Annotated in this window: 12 protein-coding genes; 6 read left to right on the top strand and 6 right to left on the bottom strand. The window is 72.3% G+C overall.

Annotated features, from left to right (window positions below; genetic code table 11):
• Positions 1-40: 40 nt before the first annotated feature.
• Both ACH4E8_RS31000 and ACH4E8_RS30995 read left to right on the top strand, forming a co-directional pair.
• Positions 41-1,297 carry a hypothetical protein gene (locus ACH4E8_RS31000; protein WP_398454611.1) on the top strand — a complete coding sequence of 419 codons (1,257 nt, stop codon included), beginning with the start codon at positions 41-43 and terminating at the stop codon, positions 1,295-1,297.
• A complete protein-coding gene (locus ACH4E8_RS30995; RefSeq protein WP_398454609.1) occupies positions 1,297-1,833 on the top strand; it encodes a hypothetical protein in 537 nt (178 codons plus the stop codon). The genes ACH4E8_RS31000 and ACH4E8_RS30995 overlap by 1 nt, the downstream gene beginning before the upstream one ends.
• A gap of 84 nt (positions 1,834-1,917) precedes the next feature.
• Here ACH4E8_RS30995 and ACH4E8_RS30990 read toward each other — a convergent pair whose 3' ends face one another.
• Entirely contained in the window at positions 1,918-2,367 is a 450-nt protein-coding gene (locus ACH4E8_RS30990) for a PPOX class F420-dependent oxidoreductase (protein WP_398454606.1), read from the bottom strand.
• A gap of 169 nt (positions 2,368-2,536) precedes the next feature.
• Here ACH4E8_RS30990 and ACH4E8_RS30985 point away from each other — a divergent pair, with 169 nt between their 5' ends.
• On the top strand, positions 2,537-3,487 hold the full coding sequence (locus ACH4E8_RS30985; protein WP_398454603.1) for an N-acetyltransferase: 951 nt from the start codon (positions 2,537-2,539) through the stop codon (positions 3,485-3,487).
• Positions 3,488-3,506: 19 nt separating this feature from the next.
• Here ACH4E8_RS30985 and ACH4E8_RS30980 read toward each other — a convergent pair whose 3' ends face one another.
• The 5 genes from ACH4E8_RS30980 to ACH4E8_RS30960 all read right to left on the bottom strand — a co-directional run bounded on the left by ACH4E8_RS30980 (position 3,507) and on the right by ACH4E8_RS30960 (position 8,725).
• Positions 3,507-4,451 (bottom strand): GNAT family N-acetyltransferase, encoded by a 945-nt coding sequence (locus ACH4E8_RS30980; RefSeq protein ID WP_398454600.1) that lies wholly within the window; start codon positions 4,449-4,451, stop codon positions 3,507-3,509.
• Complete coding sequence (locus ACH4E8_RS30975) at positions 4,448-5,281, bottom strand: SDR family NAD(P)-dependent oxidoreductase (protein ID WP_398454598.1); 834 nt, start codon at positions 5,279-5,281, stop codon at positions 4,448-4,450. Before ACH4E8_RS30975 ends, ACH4E8_RS30980 begins: the two co-directional genes overlap by 4 nt.
• A gap of 80 nt (positions 5,282-5,361) precedes the next feature.
• Complete coding sequence (locus tag ACH4E8_RS30970) at positions 5,362-6,204, bottom strand: amidohydrolase family protein (protein WP_398454595.1); 843 nt, start codon at positions 6,202-6,204, stop codon at positions 5,362-5,364.
• Positions 6,201-7,388, bottom strand: a complete 1,188-nt coding sequence (locus ACH4E8_RS30965) for a mandelate racemase/muconate lactonizing enzyme family protein (protein ID WP_398454593.1) — start codon at positions 7,386-7,388, stop codon at positions 6,201-6,203. The genes ACH4E8_RS30970 and ACH4E8_RS30965 overlap by 4 nt, the downstream gene beginning before the upstream one ends.
• Positions 7,388-8,725: an aspartate aminotransferase family protein gene (locus ACH4E8_RS30960; RefSeq protein WP_398454591.1), complete on the bottom strand. Its 1,338-nt coding sequence runs from the start codon at positions 8,723-8,725 to the stop codon at positions 7,388-7,390. The genes ACH4E8_RS30965 and ACH4E8_RS30960 overlap by 1 nt, the downstream gene beginning before the upstream one ends.
• A gap of 390 nt (positions 8,726-9,115) precedes the next feature.
• Between ACH4E8_RS30960 and ACH4E8_RS30955 the strand changes: the two genes are divergently transcribed.
• From ACH4E8_RS30955 to ACH4E8_RS30945, 3 genes are all read left to right on the top strand, one after another.
• Positions 9,116-9,883, top strand: coding sequence for an IclR family transcriptional regulator (locus ACH4E8_RS30955; protein WP_398454704.1), 768 nt, complete (start codon positions 9,116-9,118; stop codon positions 9,881-9,883).
• A gap of 943 nt (positions 9,884-10,826) precedes the next feature.
• Complete coding sequence (locus ACH4E8_RS30950; RefSeq protein ID WP_398454702.1) at positions 10,827-12,695, top strand: peptidase C14; 1,869 nt, start codon at positions 10,827-10,829, stop codon at positions 12,693-12,695.
• 90 nt (positions 12,696-12,785) lie between these two features.
• Positions 12,786-14,111, top strand: coding sequence for a Gfo/Idh/MocA family protein (locus tag ACH4E8_RS30945; protein WP_398454588.1), 1,326 nt, complete (start codon positions 12,786-12,788; stop codon positions 14,109-14,111).
• Positions 14,112-14,122 lie beyond the last annotated feature (11 nt).

The following is a 14,122-nucleotide window of genomic DNA, read 5'->3' as shown; positions in this document are numbered from 1 at the left end:
GACACGCGAAACCGCGAAACGGCGAAATGTGGTCAAGAACATGCCCGAAAGCGTGTACCCGGACGGTCAACCCACGACCGACGTCATCGACCAGATCCGGGACATCCCCATATACCGGGATTCCATCGAGCGCGGCTGGTTTCCCATCCTTGAGAAATCGGAAATAGCCCGGGGATTTCCGGACAATTGGATGACGCCCCAGCTTGCGGCGGCGCTGAAGCGGGGCGAGGCGGAGTACGTGCTCTCCACGGGCACCAACCACGCCCGGATGCGGCTGATCCGACCGCCGTACTTCCTGCTGAAGACCTACTACCGGCTGTGGAACGACCACCCCGACATCGGCCGGACCTTCCGCGAGGGCTGCCGCCGGGTATCGCTGACGACGGTGCTGGCGACCGAGCACGTGGCGCGGGTCAACGCCGCGAAGCGCGGGGTCGACCCGGACCCGGTGCCGTCGCTCGCCGATCGGCGCCTCGACGACCGCACGGTCTATCTGAACCTCCGCCTCGACCCCGAGCAGTGGGAGCGCGACGACATCGAGCGCATGATCGGCGAGATCCGCTCGGAGCGCCGGGTGCACCCCCGAGGCTGGTACCACCTCGACTGCTCCGGCCTCCACTTGGCGCACCTGGTGCGCAAGGCCATCGCGTGGGGCATCTGGGACGACTTCCCCCGGCCCGCGAGCGTCGTCACGGCGTACGAGTACACCCCCGCGAACGTACGGCAGTACCTGGAGCACCACCTCGGCTGCCCGGTCGTCGACCTCTTCGGCAGCACCGAGCTCGGCTACCTCTACTACAGCGACGCCGCCGGGGTGTACCACCCCCACCTCGACCGGATGGGCGTCGAGTTGGTGCCGCTCGCCCCGGGCAGTGCCCTGCACGGCCTGATCGTCACCAGCGTCCGCAATCCGTACATGCCGCTGGTGCGCTACCGCTCCGGGGACTGCGTGCGCACGAGCGACGACAGCCCCGACCCCACCAAGGTCGTGCAGTTCTGCGGCCGGGAGAAGGAACTGCTGCCCACCGCCGACGGGCCCGTCTCCCAGGGCGACCTGGACGCCTGCGTGACGGCGTCCTCGCCCCGGATCTTCCTCAGCCAACTGCGCACCACCGGGCCGCGGGAGGCCACCTTGCGCTACACCACCTTCGACGGCGCGCCGCTGGACGGCGCGTCGAGCACCGCGCTGGAGAAGCTCACCAGCGATCTGACCGGCTTCGCCTGCCGCAGCGTGCACCGCACGCGGATCCCCATCGGGGCGTCGGGGAAGTACGCCTGGCTGGTACGGGAGCGTTGATGACGACCGAACGGATGGAACACCCGCCCGTGCAGGGCCGCCTGTCGTCGGACGACCTGATCGAACTGCTCGGCGCGCCCCTGTACGAAGAGGTCGTCGCCCACGTGCAGAACTCGGGGTACCCCGAGCCCCACGCGCGGCGCCAGGCCCTGGAGTGCCTGCGCTACCTCTACTTGGTCTCGCGCTACCGCGACCAACTCGCCGGCCTCTTCCTCCCGGTGGAACAGCACGTCGACGAGGTGTGGCACTACCTGATCCTCCAGACCCGGGAGTACCGGGCGCTGTGCGAGGAGCGGCTGCCGGGGCGGGTCCTCATCGAGCACCGCAGCATCGCCTACGGCGACTACCAGCAGGAGCAGCCCGGACGGGAGCGGACCGTGGAGGAGGCCCTGCGCTGGATCCCGCTGTACTGCCGGGAGTTCGGGCCCTTCGACGACGGCGCGCTGCCGCACTGGACGATCGTGCGGTTCCTGCACGAGCGGATGGACCTGTCCCTGCCGGAGATCTCCGCGCTGTCCCCCCTGTCGACGGGCTGAGCGACGGCCGACGGGCCGAACGGACGGCGGCTCCCGGGCGCCCGCTGGACGTGCGGGTGCCCGGGAGCCGTTGCGTACGCCCCGTCAGTGCCGGCCGGCCTGCTGCTCCAGGACGCCTTCGGGGAACTTCTCCACGCCCACGACGTGTCGCGCCCGCAGCGGCTCGATGAGCACGCTCACCCGCTGCTCGCCCGGCACCCGCAGTTCGGTGAAGTCCGTGCCCAGGTACTTCTGCGCGAGCCGGTCGATGTCCCGGTCCGCCTCGGCGCCGTCGACGAAGCCCACCACGCGCCCTTGGATCTGCACCCGGTCGTAGGGGTCACCCGGGGCGACGTTCGAGAGGTGCACCCGGGGGTCGAGGCGCAGGTTGCGCTCCTTGATGCGCCCGCGGGCCGTGTTGAACAGCAGCAGGTCGCCCTTGCTCCCCAGCCACATGGGGCTCACATGGGGAGCGCCGTCGTCCGTGACGGTCGCCACGAACCAGAAGAACGCCCCGTCGACCCGCTCCTTGATCTGCGGACTCATCGCGCCCATGCGCCACCTCTCGGTCTGCCGAACGATCTCGTCGGGCTCACCCTAGGGTCTCGCGAGCGCCGGTCCGGGCGGTTCCCCCGGCAGCCACGGGGGTGAGAAGGGGTGTTACGGTGATCGGGTACCGCACCTCATGGCGGCCTCCCCGACCGTTTCCTACGGAGGCCCTGTCGTGTCTTCTTCCGTGTACGTGCGCCCCTTCCACCGCGAGGACCGCGATCAGCTGACCGCGCTCGTCAATGCGCACGCCGCCGCCGTCGTCCCCGGTGCGGCCGCGTCGGTGAACACCGTCCTCAGCAGCCTGGAGCGCCACCCCGACGAGTACGTCACCGACCCGTGGGTGGCCGAGCGGGTCACCCTGATCGCCCAGCAGCGGCAGCGCGTCGTGGCCGCCGCTCACCTGCTGCGCTACCGCAACGACCCGGACGTCGGCGACGACTACCGGGACGCCGGGCAGGTGGAGTGGTTCCTGCACGTGCCCGCGGATCCCGACGACGCCGAAGAGGGTGCCGAAGGTGCCGGCGCGGGCTCGACGGCAGCGGACGTACTGATGTCCGCGTGCCTGGCGCAGCTCAGCCGTTGGCACGTGCGGACCCGGTTCCTCGACGGCAGCCTCCCGGTCCCCGGTGTGTACGGCCTCCCGGACGCCTGGCCCCATGTGCGCGCCGTCGTCGAACGCGCCGGTTTCGTCCACACCGGGGACGTCGAGGTCGTGCTGCTCGCCGCGGTGGACGCCCTGCCCGCCCCGGGTCCGGCACCGCTGCCGGGGCTGACCGTCCGCCGGGTCCTCGGCCCGCTGGGCACCCGGCTGATCGCCCGGCTCGACGGTGCGGACGTGGCGTACGTCGAACTGGACACCCAACTCGACCGTCCCGAGCGGCTCGCCCGCTCCGGCGGCACCGCGGACGTCGCGGACTTCGACCTGCCGGACGGGCCGGTGGCGGGGTTGCCGCAGTGGCTGTTCGGGGAGGCCCGGCGCTGGTTGGCGCTGGCCGGGGTCGACCGGCTGCTCGCCTATGCCGCCGACGACGACGAAGCGGCGGCGGAGCGGGCCCTGTTGGCTTCGCTCGGCTTCCAGGAGCTGACCCGTACGGCCCGCGGCTGGACGCACCGGCCGCAGTAGGTGCCCGACCGGTGCGGCGTCAGAACGAGTCGCCGTGCCAGTGGGTCGCGCCGGGCGCCGTGACGGTGGCCCGTACCGCCGCCGCGGTGGTGTGCAGCGGGCGGGCCATGCCGGTGCGGTCGTCGGTGACCCACGCTTCGGCCAGCAAGGCGGGCAGGGCGGCCAGCACCGCGCCGTCGGCGGGCAGGTGCACCCGGACGGTGTTGCCCGGCCCGACCCGCTCGGCCGCCGCTGCGAACAGCGCCCTGGCCAGCGGCTCGGCCGGCGCGGCGGCGCCGAGCGCGATCTCGTCGAGGTCCGCCGTGCCGTCGCCGTGGCGACGCAGGACGACGTATCCGACGCACCGCCCGGCGGCGTCCTCGGCGACGAGGGTGTCGGTGGTGCCGGGGACGTACCAGGCGGGGAGCCGGTGCGCCCAGTCGGCGGCGGTGCGGACCGTGGTGAGCGGGCGGTGTGCGTCGTACGCGTCGTGCAGCGCGGTGAGCGCCGGGCGGTCGGCAGCTCGGGCCGCTCTGATGCGCACCTCGCGCCCGGGCCGGGGCGCGGGGTCGGCGCAGGGCCCGTGCCAGGTGGGCCGGGAGAAGGTGCGCCACCCCTCGCCCTCGTACACCCCCGGCGTGTCGGTGAACAGCAGCGACCAGGCACAGCCGTCGGCCGTCATGGCGCGGACGGCCGCGGCGAGGAGGGCGCGGACGTGGCCGCGGCCCCGGGCCTCGGGCAGGGTCGCCACCGAGCCGACGCATCCGACGCGTTCGACCGTTCCGGTGGCCGAACGCAGCGGGCGTGGCTGGTGGTGCAGGGCGGAGACCACGGTGCCGTCGTCGACGGCGACCAGGGTGCGCCGGTGGCGTTCGGGGGCCAGCCGCCACAGCTCGACGACAGGGGCGCCGGCGAAGGCCGTGGCCCACAGCGCGCACAGGGCGGGCTCGTCGTCGGGGCGGGCGGTGCGGTGGGCGACCGTCATGGCGCGGGGTCCGCCGACGGAAGCGTGTTGCGGTAGGGGGGCATGAAGCGGGTGCGGGGCATCTGGTCGGCGAGGACGCCGCCGTCGACCACGATGCGGCTGCCGGTGAGGTAGCTGCCCTCGTCGGAGGCGAGCAGCAGCAGCGCCCCGGTGCACTCTTCGGGCCGGGCGTAGCGCCCGAGCGGGATCCGCTCGCGGTAGGCGGCTTCGAAGGCGTCCCGGTCGAAGGGGAACTCGCCGTCGATGGGGGTCTCCACCATGCCGGGCGCCAGCGTGTTGACGGTGATGCCGTGCGGTGCGAGTTCGATGGCGAGGGTCTGGCTGAGCAGTTCGGCGGCGGCCTTGGAGGCGTTGTAGTGCGCGAGTCCGGCCTCGGCGACCAGGCCGTTCTTGGAGGTGACGGTGATGATCCGGCCCGCGACCCGGTCGTTGACCATGTGTTCGGCGATGCGTTGGGTGAGGAAGAAGACGGCGTCGAGGTTGACCCGCATGACGCGGAACCAGCTCTCGGGCGTGATCTCGTTGAAGCGCTCCAGGGCGGCGACGCCTGCGTTGTTGACCAGGACGTGCAGCGGTCCCACGGCCGCGCGCACCTCGTCGGCGAAGGCGGCGAGTTCGTCGGTGCGGGACAGGTCCTGCTCGTACGGGTGCGCGGTGCGGCCGGTGCGGCGCACCAGGTCCGCGGTCTCGGCGAGCCCGGGGGCGCCGGGCAGGTCGACGAGGACGAGGTCGGCGCCGGCTTCGGCGAGCGCGGTGGCGAAGGCCCGGCCGAGGCCGCGGGCGGCACCGGTCACCAGGGCGGTGCGGCCGGTGAGGTCGAAGCGGTGCATGGGGAACGCTCCTGATGGTGGTACGTCGGGGTGGACGGGCCCGGGCGCGGTGAAGGCGCCCGGGCCCGGTCCGGGTGGGCTCAGTCGAGGCCCAGCAGTTCCAGCGCGGGGCGGTGGATGAGGGCTTCGACCGCGTCCTGGTCGAGCGGGTCGAGTCCGGGGATGCCGGGGACGCGGGCGATCCGGCGGAGCCCTGCGACGGAGTCGTCGACCGTGGTGAAGGGGTAGTCGCTGCCGAAGAGGAGCTTGTCCCACACCCCGTAGTCCTGGACCAGCCGCAGGCTGTGCCAGAGCTGGAAGGGCCGGTAGTGCAGGGCGCTGACGTCGGCGTAGACGTGCCGGTGCTTGCGGATGACGGCGATGCACTCGCCCTCGAAGGGGTGGCCGAGGTGGGCGAGGACCATCCGCAGCTCGGGGTGGCGCATGGCGACCGGGTCCAGGTGCCGGGGCATCGCGTACTCCAGCGGCGCCTGGGAGACGAAGGTGGTCCCGGTGTGGACCAGCATCGGCAGCCCGTGCCGCTCGGCGTAGGCGAAGAGGTCGTCGTACGCCGGGTCGGCGGGGTTGAACCCGGCGTACATCGGCATGATCTTGATGCCGCGCAGGCCGAGGTCCTGGTGGCCGTGGCGCAGTTCGTCCTGCCAGCCCGGTTGGGTGGGGTCGACGGAGAGGTAGCCGATCAGCCGGTCGGGGCGGGCGTTGACGTAGTCGGCCACGGCGGCGTCGTCGACCCAGAGGCCGCTGCGGCGCGCCTTGCCGCCGACGACGACCGTGCGGGTGTCGTCGGGGGCGGTGGCGGCGTACTCATCGAAGCGGACGGTGAGGTCCACCTCGCCGGCGTGGGCGCGGGCGGACTCGGTGCGGAAGGCGTCGTCGAAGTCGTGGCTGTGCCGGAAGAGGTGGGAGTGCACATCGACGATCATGTGCGGTTCCTCTTCTCCCAACCCTCGGCGAACATGTTCCAGAACCGGTGGCTCGGCGGGTGCTCCGCGAAGACCTCGTCGACGAGTTCGATGCCGAGGCCGGGGGCGGTGGGCAGTTCGACGTGGCCGTCGACGACGGGCAGGGCGCCCTTGACGGCGTCGAAGACGTAGGGCTCCAGCAGCCCGTCGAAGGTCTCCAGGATCTGGAAGTTGGGGATCCCGAGGGCGGCGTGCACCGACGCGGTGGTGCACAGCGGCGAGTTGGAGTTGTGCGGCGCGACCGTCATGCCGTGGGCGTCGGCCTGGGCGGCGATCTTGCGCAGCTCGGTGAAGCCGCCGGCCATCGACAGGTCGGGCTGGATGATGTCGACGGCGCCGGTGGCGAAGAGCTGCTTGTACTCGTAGCGGTTGTGGAAGTGCTCCCCGCCGGAGATCGGGAAGGGCGCGACGGCGCGCAGTTCCGCGTAGCGCTCGATGTGGGTCCAGGGCATCGGCTCTTCGAACCAACCGATGTCGTACGGCGCGAGTTCGTGCACGAGGCGGCGTGCGGTGCCGGTGCCGAAGCGGGCGTGGCCCTCGATGAAGAGGTCGACGTCCGGGCCGACGGCGGCGCGGACGGCGGCGACCAGGTCGACCGAGCGGCGCAGTTCGGCCTTCTCCAGATGGGTGAGGCCGGCGCCGAAGGGGTCGAACTTGAGGGCGGAGTAGCCCTTGGCTACGGTTTCGCGGGCCTTGGCGGCGAAGACCTCGGGGTCGCGTTCGCCGGTGTACCAGCCGTTGGCGTACACCCGGACCCGGTCGCGGACGGCGCCGCCGGTGAGCCGGTAGGCGGGCAGCCCCAGCGCCTTGCCCATCAGGTCGTACAGCGCCTGGTCGACTCCGGAGACGACGACGCCGCCGACGTCACCGCCGCGCAGGAAGTCGCCCTGGTACATCCGCAGCCAGATCTCTTCGACGTCGAAGGGGTCGGCACCGATGAGGTGGCGCCGGCCCATGGCTTCGGCGAGTTGGCAGGTCTCGGCGACGCGGTAGGGATGGGTGATCTCGCCGACGCCGCTGAGGCCCTCGTCGGTGTGGATGCGGACGTAGCCGAAGTCGCGCCAGGCGGTGCCGAGGACCAGGGTCTCGACCCGGGTGATGCGTCCGGCGGGGCCGGCCGGTCTGGTGGTGTTGACGGTGAGCATCAGCGCTGCGCTCCGCCCATGGTGGAGGTGTGGGCGAGGTCGTCGGGGCCGCCTTCGGCGAGGGTCTTGCGCACGGCGGTCTCGGTGGCCTCGATGAGGTGGTCGATGTCGGCGTCGGTGTGGGCGTAGGAGATGTGGCTGCGCTTGAGGTTGAGCGGCAGTTCGAAGATGCCGTGCTCGGTGAGGTTGCGCCGGACCCCGATGAAGCGGGCGGCGTCGTTGGCGAGCAGGTCGTCGTAGCTGCGCGGGGGTTCGCCGGCCATGAAGTAGGTGACGAAGACCGAGCCGAAGCCGGTGACGACGGCGGGCACCTCCAGCCGGCGGTAGAGCGCCGCGAGTTCGGTGCGGGCGCGTTCGCCGAGCCGGAAGGTGTGCTCGTGGACGGGTTCGTCGGTGAGCTTGCGCAGGGTGGCGATGGCGGCGGAGACGACCTGCGGGTGGCCGTTGTAGGTGCCGGCGAAGAAGGCCGGGCCGCCGGGGCGGGTGGAGAAGAGGTCCATCAGGTCGGCCCGGCCGCCGAGGGCGCCGATGGGGGCGCCGTTGGCGATGGCCTTGCCGAGGGTGGTGAGGTCGGGGGTGATCCCGCAGATGGACTGGTAGCCGCCGAGTGCGTGCCGGAAGCCGGTGATGACCTCGTCGAAGACGAGCACGCTGCCGGCCTTGGTGCACTCCTCGCGCAGGGTGCGCAGGAAGTCGTCGGTGGGCAGGATCGCGCCGACGTTGTGCGGGATGGGTTCCAGGATGACGGCGGCGATGTCGTGGCCGTGGTCGGCGAAGACCCGGCGCACGGCGGCGACGTCGTTGAACCGCAGGACCAAGGTGGCGTCCAGGACCTCCGGGAGGATGCCGGTGGAGGTCGGGTCGTGGGACCCGACGCGCTCCGGCGCGGAGATCACGTTGAGGCTGACCGAGTCGTGCCAGCCGTGGTAGCAGCCCTGGAACTTGACGACCAGGCGGCGGCCGGTGGCCGCGCGGGCGACCCGCAGGGCGTGGAAGGTGGCCTCGCTGCCGGTGCTGGTGAGCAGCACCTTCTCCAGGGACGGCACCAGGTCGGTGAGGCGTTCGGCCAGGGTGACCTCGGCGTCGGTGACGGCCACGCCCGGCAGGGCGAGTCCGGCGCCGGCGGCAGCGGTGGCGGCGGCCACGTCGGGGTCGTTGTGGCCGAGCAGGGCGGGCCCGAAGGCCGCGTGGTAGTCGGTGAATTCCCGGCCGTGCTGGTCCCAGAAGCGGGCGCCCCTGGTACGGGTGATCACGAGATCGGTGAAGCCGGGGATGCTGCGCTGGCCGCTGTTGACACCTCCGGGGATGACCCGGCGGGCGCGCTCGGCGAGCGTCATGCGGTGCTCCTTGCGTCGATTGCTGTCGGTCGGACCGGTGGCTCTGCACAGCCACCGGTCGCGGGTGCCATCCGCCCGGGCAGTCGTCGCGTGCTGGTGGACCGCGCCCGGTCGAGTCGAGTCGCCTCGCCTCGGTGAGCGCGTTCCGTGGTCGTTCCGAAGCCTGCGGCGGGCGGCGTTTCCGCGCCGTTCGCATTTTCAGAACGCTGTTCTACATAGCAGAACAGTGCGCTCACTGTAGATCGCCGTTTCTCCGCCGTCAAGAGTCGTTTCGCCACCGCACACCCCTCGATCGCACTATCCTGTTCGGATATGCAGAACAGCCAGAGCGAGGAACAGGTCGGCGCGGTGGACACCGGGGCCGAGGCCGCCGAGCGCGCCAAGTACTGGGTGAAGACCGTCGGGCGGGGCGCCGAGATCCTGGAGGCGCTCGCCACCCGGGGGCCCGGGAACGGCATGAGCGTCACCGAGGTCGGCCAGGCGTGCGGGATCTCCAAGAGCGCCGCCTTCGGCATCCTCCAGACGCTGCGCCACTACGGTCTGGTCGCCGACGAGGGCGAGGGCATGCACCGCCGCTACCGGCTCGGGATGGCCCTCGCCCGGCTGGGCGACCGGGCCCGCTCCCAGGTCTCGCTGCGGGACGTCGCCCGGCCGGTGCTGCTGGAGCTGACCGCGGCCACCGGGATGGCGTCGCGCGTGGCGGTGCTCGAAGCGGGCCACGCCGTCGTCATCGACCAGGTCGACCTGGAGCACGGGCCCCGGCTCGACCTGCGGATGGGCACGCGTGAGCTGCCGCACTGCTCCGGGCTCGGCAAGGCTCTGCTCGCCGAGATGCCGCTGGACGAGGCGCGCGCGCTGATCGCCCGCACCGGGCTGCGCCGGCGCACCTCCCGCACGATCACCGACGAGGAGACCCTGCTCGCGCACCTGCGGGACATCCGGATGTCCGGGTACGCGCTGGACGACGAGGAGGACGCGGAGGGCATCTTCTGCGTGGGGAGCGTGGTGCGGGACCACCGCGGGGGGACGGCGGGGGCGATCAGCGTCACGGGGCTGAAGTTGGACCAGCCGAGTTGGCGGTTCCAGGAGATCGGGCGCGAGGTGGCTGACGCGGCGCAACGCATCAGCCGCGCCTTGGGCTACGCGCCCGTTTCCTGACCCGCGCGCCCGGGAGCGCGTCTGCGGCGCCCCGCGGGCCCGTTGCCGCGCTTGTGCTTGCGCCCTTCCTCGCGCGCCTGACCCTCCGCCGTGACCCCGCGGGTGCGTTGGTCTCTGCGGACCGTGCGTGGTTCTCGCGCAGTTCCCCGCGCCCCTGATGTGCTGACCCCCGCCATTCGTCTGCGGGTCAGGGGCAGGCTTTTAGGGGCGCGGGGAACTGCGCGAACAACCCACCACCGGGCCGCAGAGGCAGACGCTTCCGCAGGGGCACGGCGGGGTGTCCAGCGCGTGAGCCGGCGCGGGCGGCGGGGCGACGCGCAGATGGATTCGGCCAACCGCAAAGGGTTGACCGACTCCGTACACGCGGTTTAAGTTCCTGGCGTGTCGAGCGGATCACACCGCTCGCCCCACGGTTGCTGGTGTTCCATCCCCCGGGGCTGCTCCCCCGGCCACCGCACCCCCTCTCGCCTCACCATCGCTTTTCAGCCATCCGCCTGTGTGACGCACCGTACCGACGTCCGGTGCTCCGGCTCTCGCCGCGGGACCCCCCTCACCTCACTTGCCCACCCTCTCGAAGGCTGAGGACCCCGTGAGCTCTGTGCCCCGCCCCTTCGCGCGTCCGTTGACGGACGGCCCCGACACCCCTGACACCCCCGCCGCCCCCGACCGCACCGGGCGCCGCAACCTGTTGCGCGCCGGTGGCATCGGCGGGTTGCTCATCGCCGCCACCGCGGCGGGCACGCAGCCCGCCGCGGCCAAGGGCCCCAAGGGCGCGGCGCGGATCCGCGCCGTCACCGACGTGGCCGCGCTGCGCGCCCTTTCGCCCAAGCAGTTGGAGGACGGCGAGGTCGCCGTCGTCGCCGGTTACCGCACCGCGGGCGACGGCGGCGGGGCGTCCCTCCGCTGGGACGCCTCGTCCGCCGCCGCCCACAACGGCGGCACCGTGCTCGCCCCCGCCGCCCCCGGCCCCCGCGGCCGCTGGCTCCAGTTGCACGACGGCGTCGTCGACTTCCGCACCTTCGGGCACTTCGACGACGGCGCCCCCGCGGACGCCGCGCTCGACGCGCTGGTGAACGACGCGTCCGTGCACCGGATCGAGGCCCACACGGACCTGCTGTTCACCCGGCGGCACACCTTCGGCCGGTCCGGGATCGAGCTGGACTTCGGCGGCCACCGGGTCCGTACCACCGGCATCGAGCGCAACACCGCCGACAACCCCTTCGGCGCGGTCCTCCTCTTCCAGGGGAAGGTCACCGACACCAAGGTCACCGCCACCCTCTCGGCGCCGATGCCCGACCTCGCGGACGTCTTCGAGGTGCCCGACTCGGGCGCCTTCGAGGTCGGCCAGTGGTGGGCCGTGGAGGTCGACGGGGTCAAGGGCGGCGGCAAGTACGAGCGCGAGGTGCAGCGGCTCGTCCAGATCACCCAGAAGGTCGACGGGACGCACGTCCGGGTCAACTACAAGATCGGCTGGGAGCTGGCCGCCGGCCGCACCTTCCGCTGGACCCGCGTCGAGCCCGTCGAGCGCGCCCACGTGCGCAACATGGTCTTCGAGGGCGTGAAGGGCGGCGACCAGTACACCGGTTCCCACCCCGTCGCGTACGAGTACGCGGTCTCCTGCGACGTGTCCGGGATCGACGCGACGGACACCTTCTGGCCCGTGGTGATGCGCCGCTGGTGCACCTACTTCCACACCTACCAGTGCCAACTGCGCAACCCCGCGTCCGTCACCTGGGGCGGCGCCGGCTACCTCACCCAGCAGATCTACTGTCTGTACGGCCACGTCGAGGACTGCCACGCGTCCAACGCCCGGCACCTCAACGACTGGACGGCCTCCGCCTACGGCTACGTCACCAACTGCCACGGCGACGGCGACGACCAGGGCCCCTTCGTCACCCACGGCCAGTTCGAACACGACCTGGTCTACACCGGCAACTCGGGGCTGATGACGTTCGCCAACTCGGGCGCCGCCTGGGGCTCCGCGGCGAAGCGGATCACCGTGCGCCAGCACGTCTGCTCCTGGTTCGTGGCCCGGGTGAAGGTCACCGACCTGACCCTGGAGGACCTGCGGGTCATCGGCAACTCCCAGTCCGGCTCCGGCATGATCTGGGTGAACGCCGACGGCGTGCAGATGCGCGGCTGCACCGCGTCCGGCCCCCTGGTGATCACCCAGGCGTCCAAGCTCTCCCGGCGCGCCAACGTGGTGGCCGACTCCACCTTCCACCAGGGCAAGGGCTCGGTGGTCACCCAGGAGAACGTGAGCGCCGACGTCCATCTGGAGCGGGTCACCCTCACCGGTCTCGACGGCGCCGCCTTCAAGGGCACCGGTGACCTGGTGCTGGAGCGCTGCGTCTTCACCGGCGCGTCCGACAAGGCCGCGCCCAGTTCGCTGGCGCACCCCTCCACCACGGTCAGCGGCGGCCGCTACCGCGACACCGGCTTCGTCCTGAACTCCGGCAAGGACCAGGAGATCCGCCTCGACGGCGGAGCGCGCTTCTCGGGGACGAACGGCGCCGGCGCACTGCTCGGCCGCACCGGCGGCGAGCGCACCGTCACTTGGCGACTGGACGGATTCCACGGCGAGACCGCCGTCTCCGACACCGCCCATCTGAAGATCACCGAGGGCACCAACCGCTACCAGGCGTCGAACTCCACGTTCAGCGGCGGCCGTCTTGAGTTGGCCGCCGGCGCCTTCGCGGGCTCCGGCCACCTGCTGCACAGCGGCTGCGTCGAGGACGGCACGAGACGCACCGCGATGCCGCCCGAGGGCGACCGGATCCGGCACGAGGCCGGAAACCTGCTGCTCGGCTAGCCGATGCCGGGGCGCGGGTCGCCGTGCCCGCGCCCCCCCCTTCTCCGTACCCCTGCCGCCTGCGTTCTCCGCGAACACCCGGGACCGACCATGTCTGCTGCCTCCACCCCGCCCGTCGCCGGCTCGATCCCCGAGGACCGGCCCGTCCAGATCGCCCTGGTCGGCGCGGGCAACCGGGGTCTGACCTACACCGACTGGATCCACGACCACCCCTCGCGGGCCCGGCTGACCGCCGTGGCCGACCCCGATCCGCGCGCCCGTGCGCGGGCCGTCGAACGCGCCGTCGGTCCGGTGGCCGAGTACGACGACTGGCGCGCCCTGCTCGAACCCTCCCCCACCGGGGAGCGGATCGCCGACGCCGTCATGGTCTGCACCCAGGACCGGGACCACGTCGAGCCCGTCCTGGCCCTGGCCGGTGCCGGCTACGCCATCTTGACGGAGAAGCCGCTCGCGCCCACCGAGGAGGAGTGCCGCACGCTGGTGACGGGCGTACGGGAGACCGGCGTGCCCTTCGCGGTCTGCCACGTCCTGCGCTACACGCCCTACACCGACCTGGTGAAGGGCGTGGTCGACAGCGGGGTGCTCGGCACCCTCACCGGCATCGAGCACCTGGAGCCGGTCGGCTGGTGGCACTACGCCCACAGCTACGTGCGGGGGCCCTGGCGGCGCCAGGACGAGTCGTCCCCGATGATCCTCGCCAAGTCCAGCCACGACCTGGACTGGATCACCTATGTGACGGGACGTCGGATCGAGTCGGTCGCCAGCTTCGGCTCCCTGGCCCACTTCCGGCCGGAGAACGCGCCCGACGGCTCCACCGACAACTGCCTGACCTGCCCGGCGGGCGTCGAGACGGACTGCCCCTACTCGGCGCGCAAGTTGTACTACCCCGCGCTGCGGCGCACCGGGGGCCAGTGGCCCGTCAGCCACGTCACGGACCGGGCCGCGGGGCCCGCGGACGAGGCCGTGCTGACCGAGGCGCTGCGCTCGGGCCCGTACGGCCGCTGCGTGTACCGCACCGACAACGACGTGGTCGACAACCAGGTCGTGGCGATGCAGCTTTCGGGCGGGCTGACCGGCACGTTCACCATGACCGCGTTCACCGAGCAGACGCACCGGCAGACCCGGATCTTCGGCAGCCACGGCTGGCTGCGCGGTGACGGGGAGCGCGTCACCGTCCACGACTTCCGCGACGACAGCGTGACCGTGCACGAGACGGCCGCGACCGGCTCCAACGCGGCGGACGGGCACGGCGGCGGCGACACCGTCCTGATCGCGTCCTTCGTCGCCGCGCTCGCCACCGGGGACCGGTCCTTCATCCGCTCCGGGCCGGCCGAGTCCCTGAGCAGCCACCTCGCGGCCTTCGCCGCCGAACGCTCCCGGCACCTCGGCACCGTCGAGCGCGTCCCCGAGCACTGAGCGGCCCCGCC

The organism is Streptomyces sp. NPDC017979 (genome assembly GCF_044328175.1).
In the GTDB taxonomy this organism is placed as follows: domain Bacteria; phylum Actinomycetota; class Actinomycetes; order Streptomycetales; family Streptomycetaceae; genus Streptomyces.
Note: the sequence above shows the minus strand (reverse complement) of the source record. Positions and strands in the feature narration are given on the sequence as shown.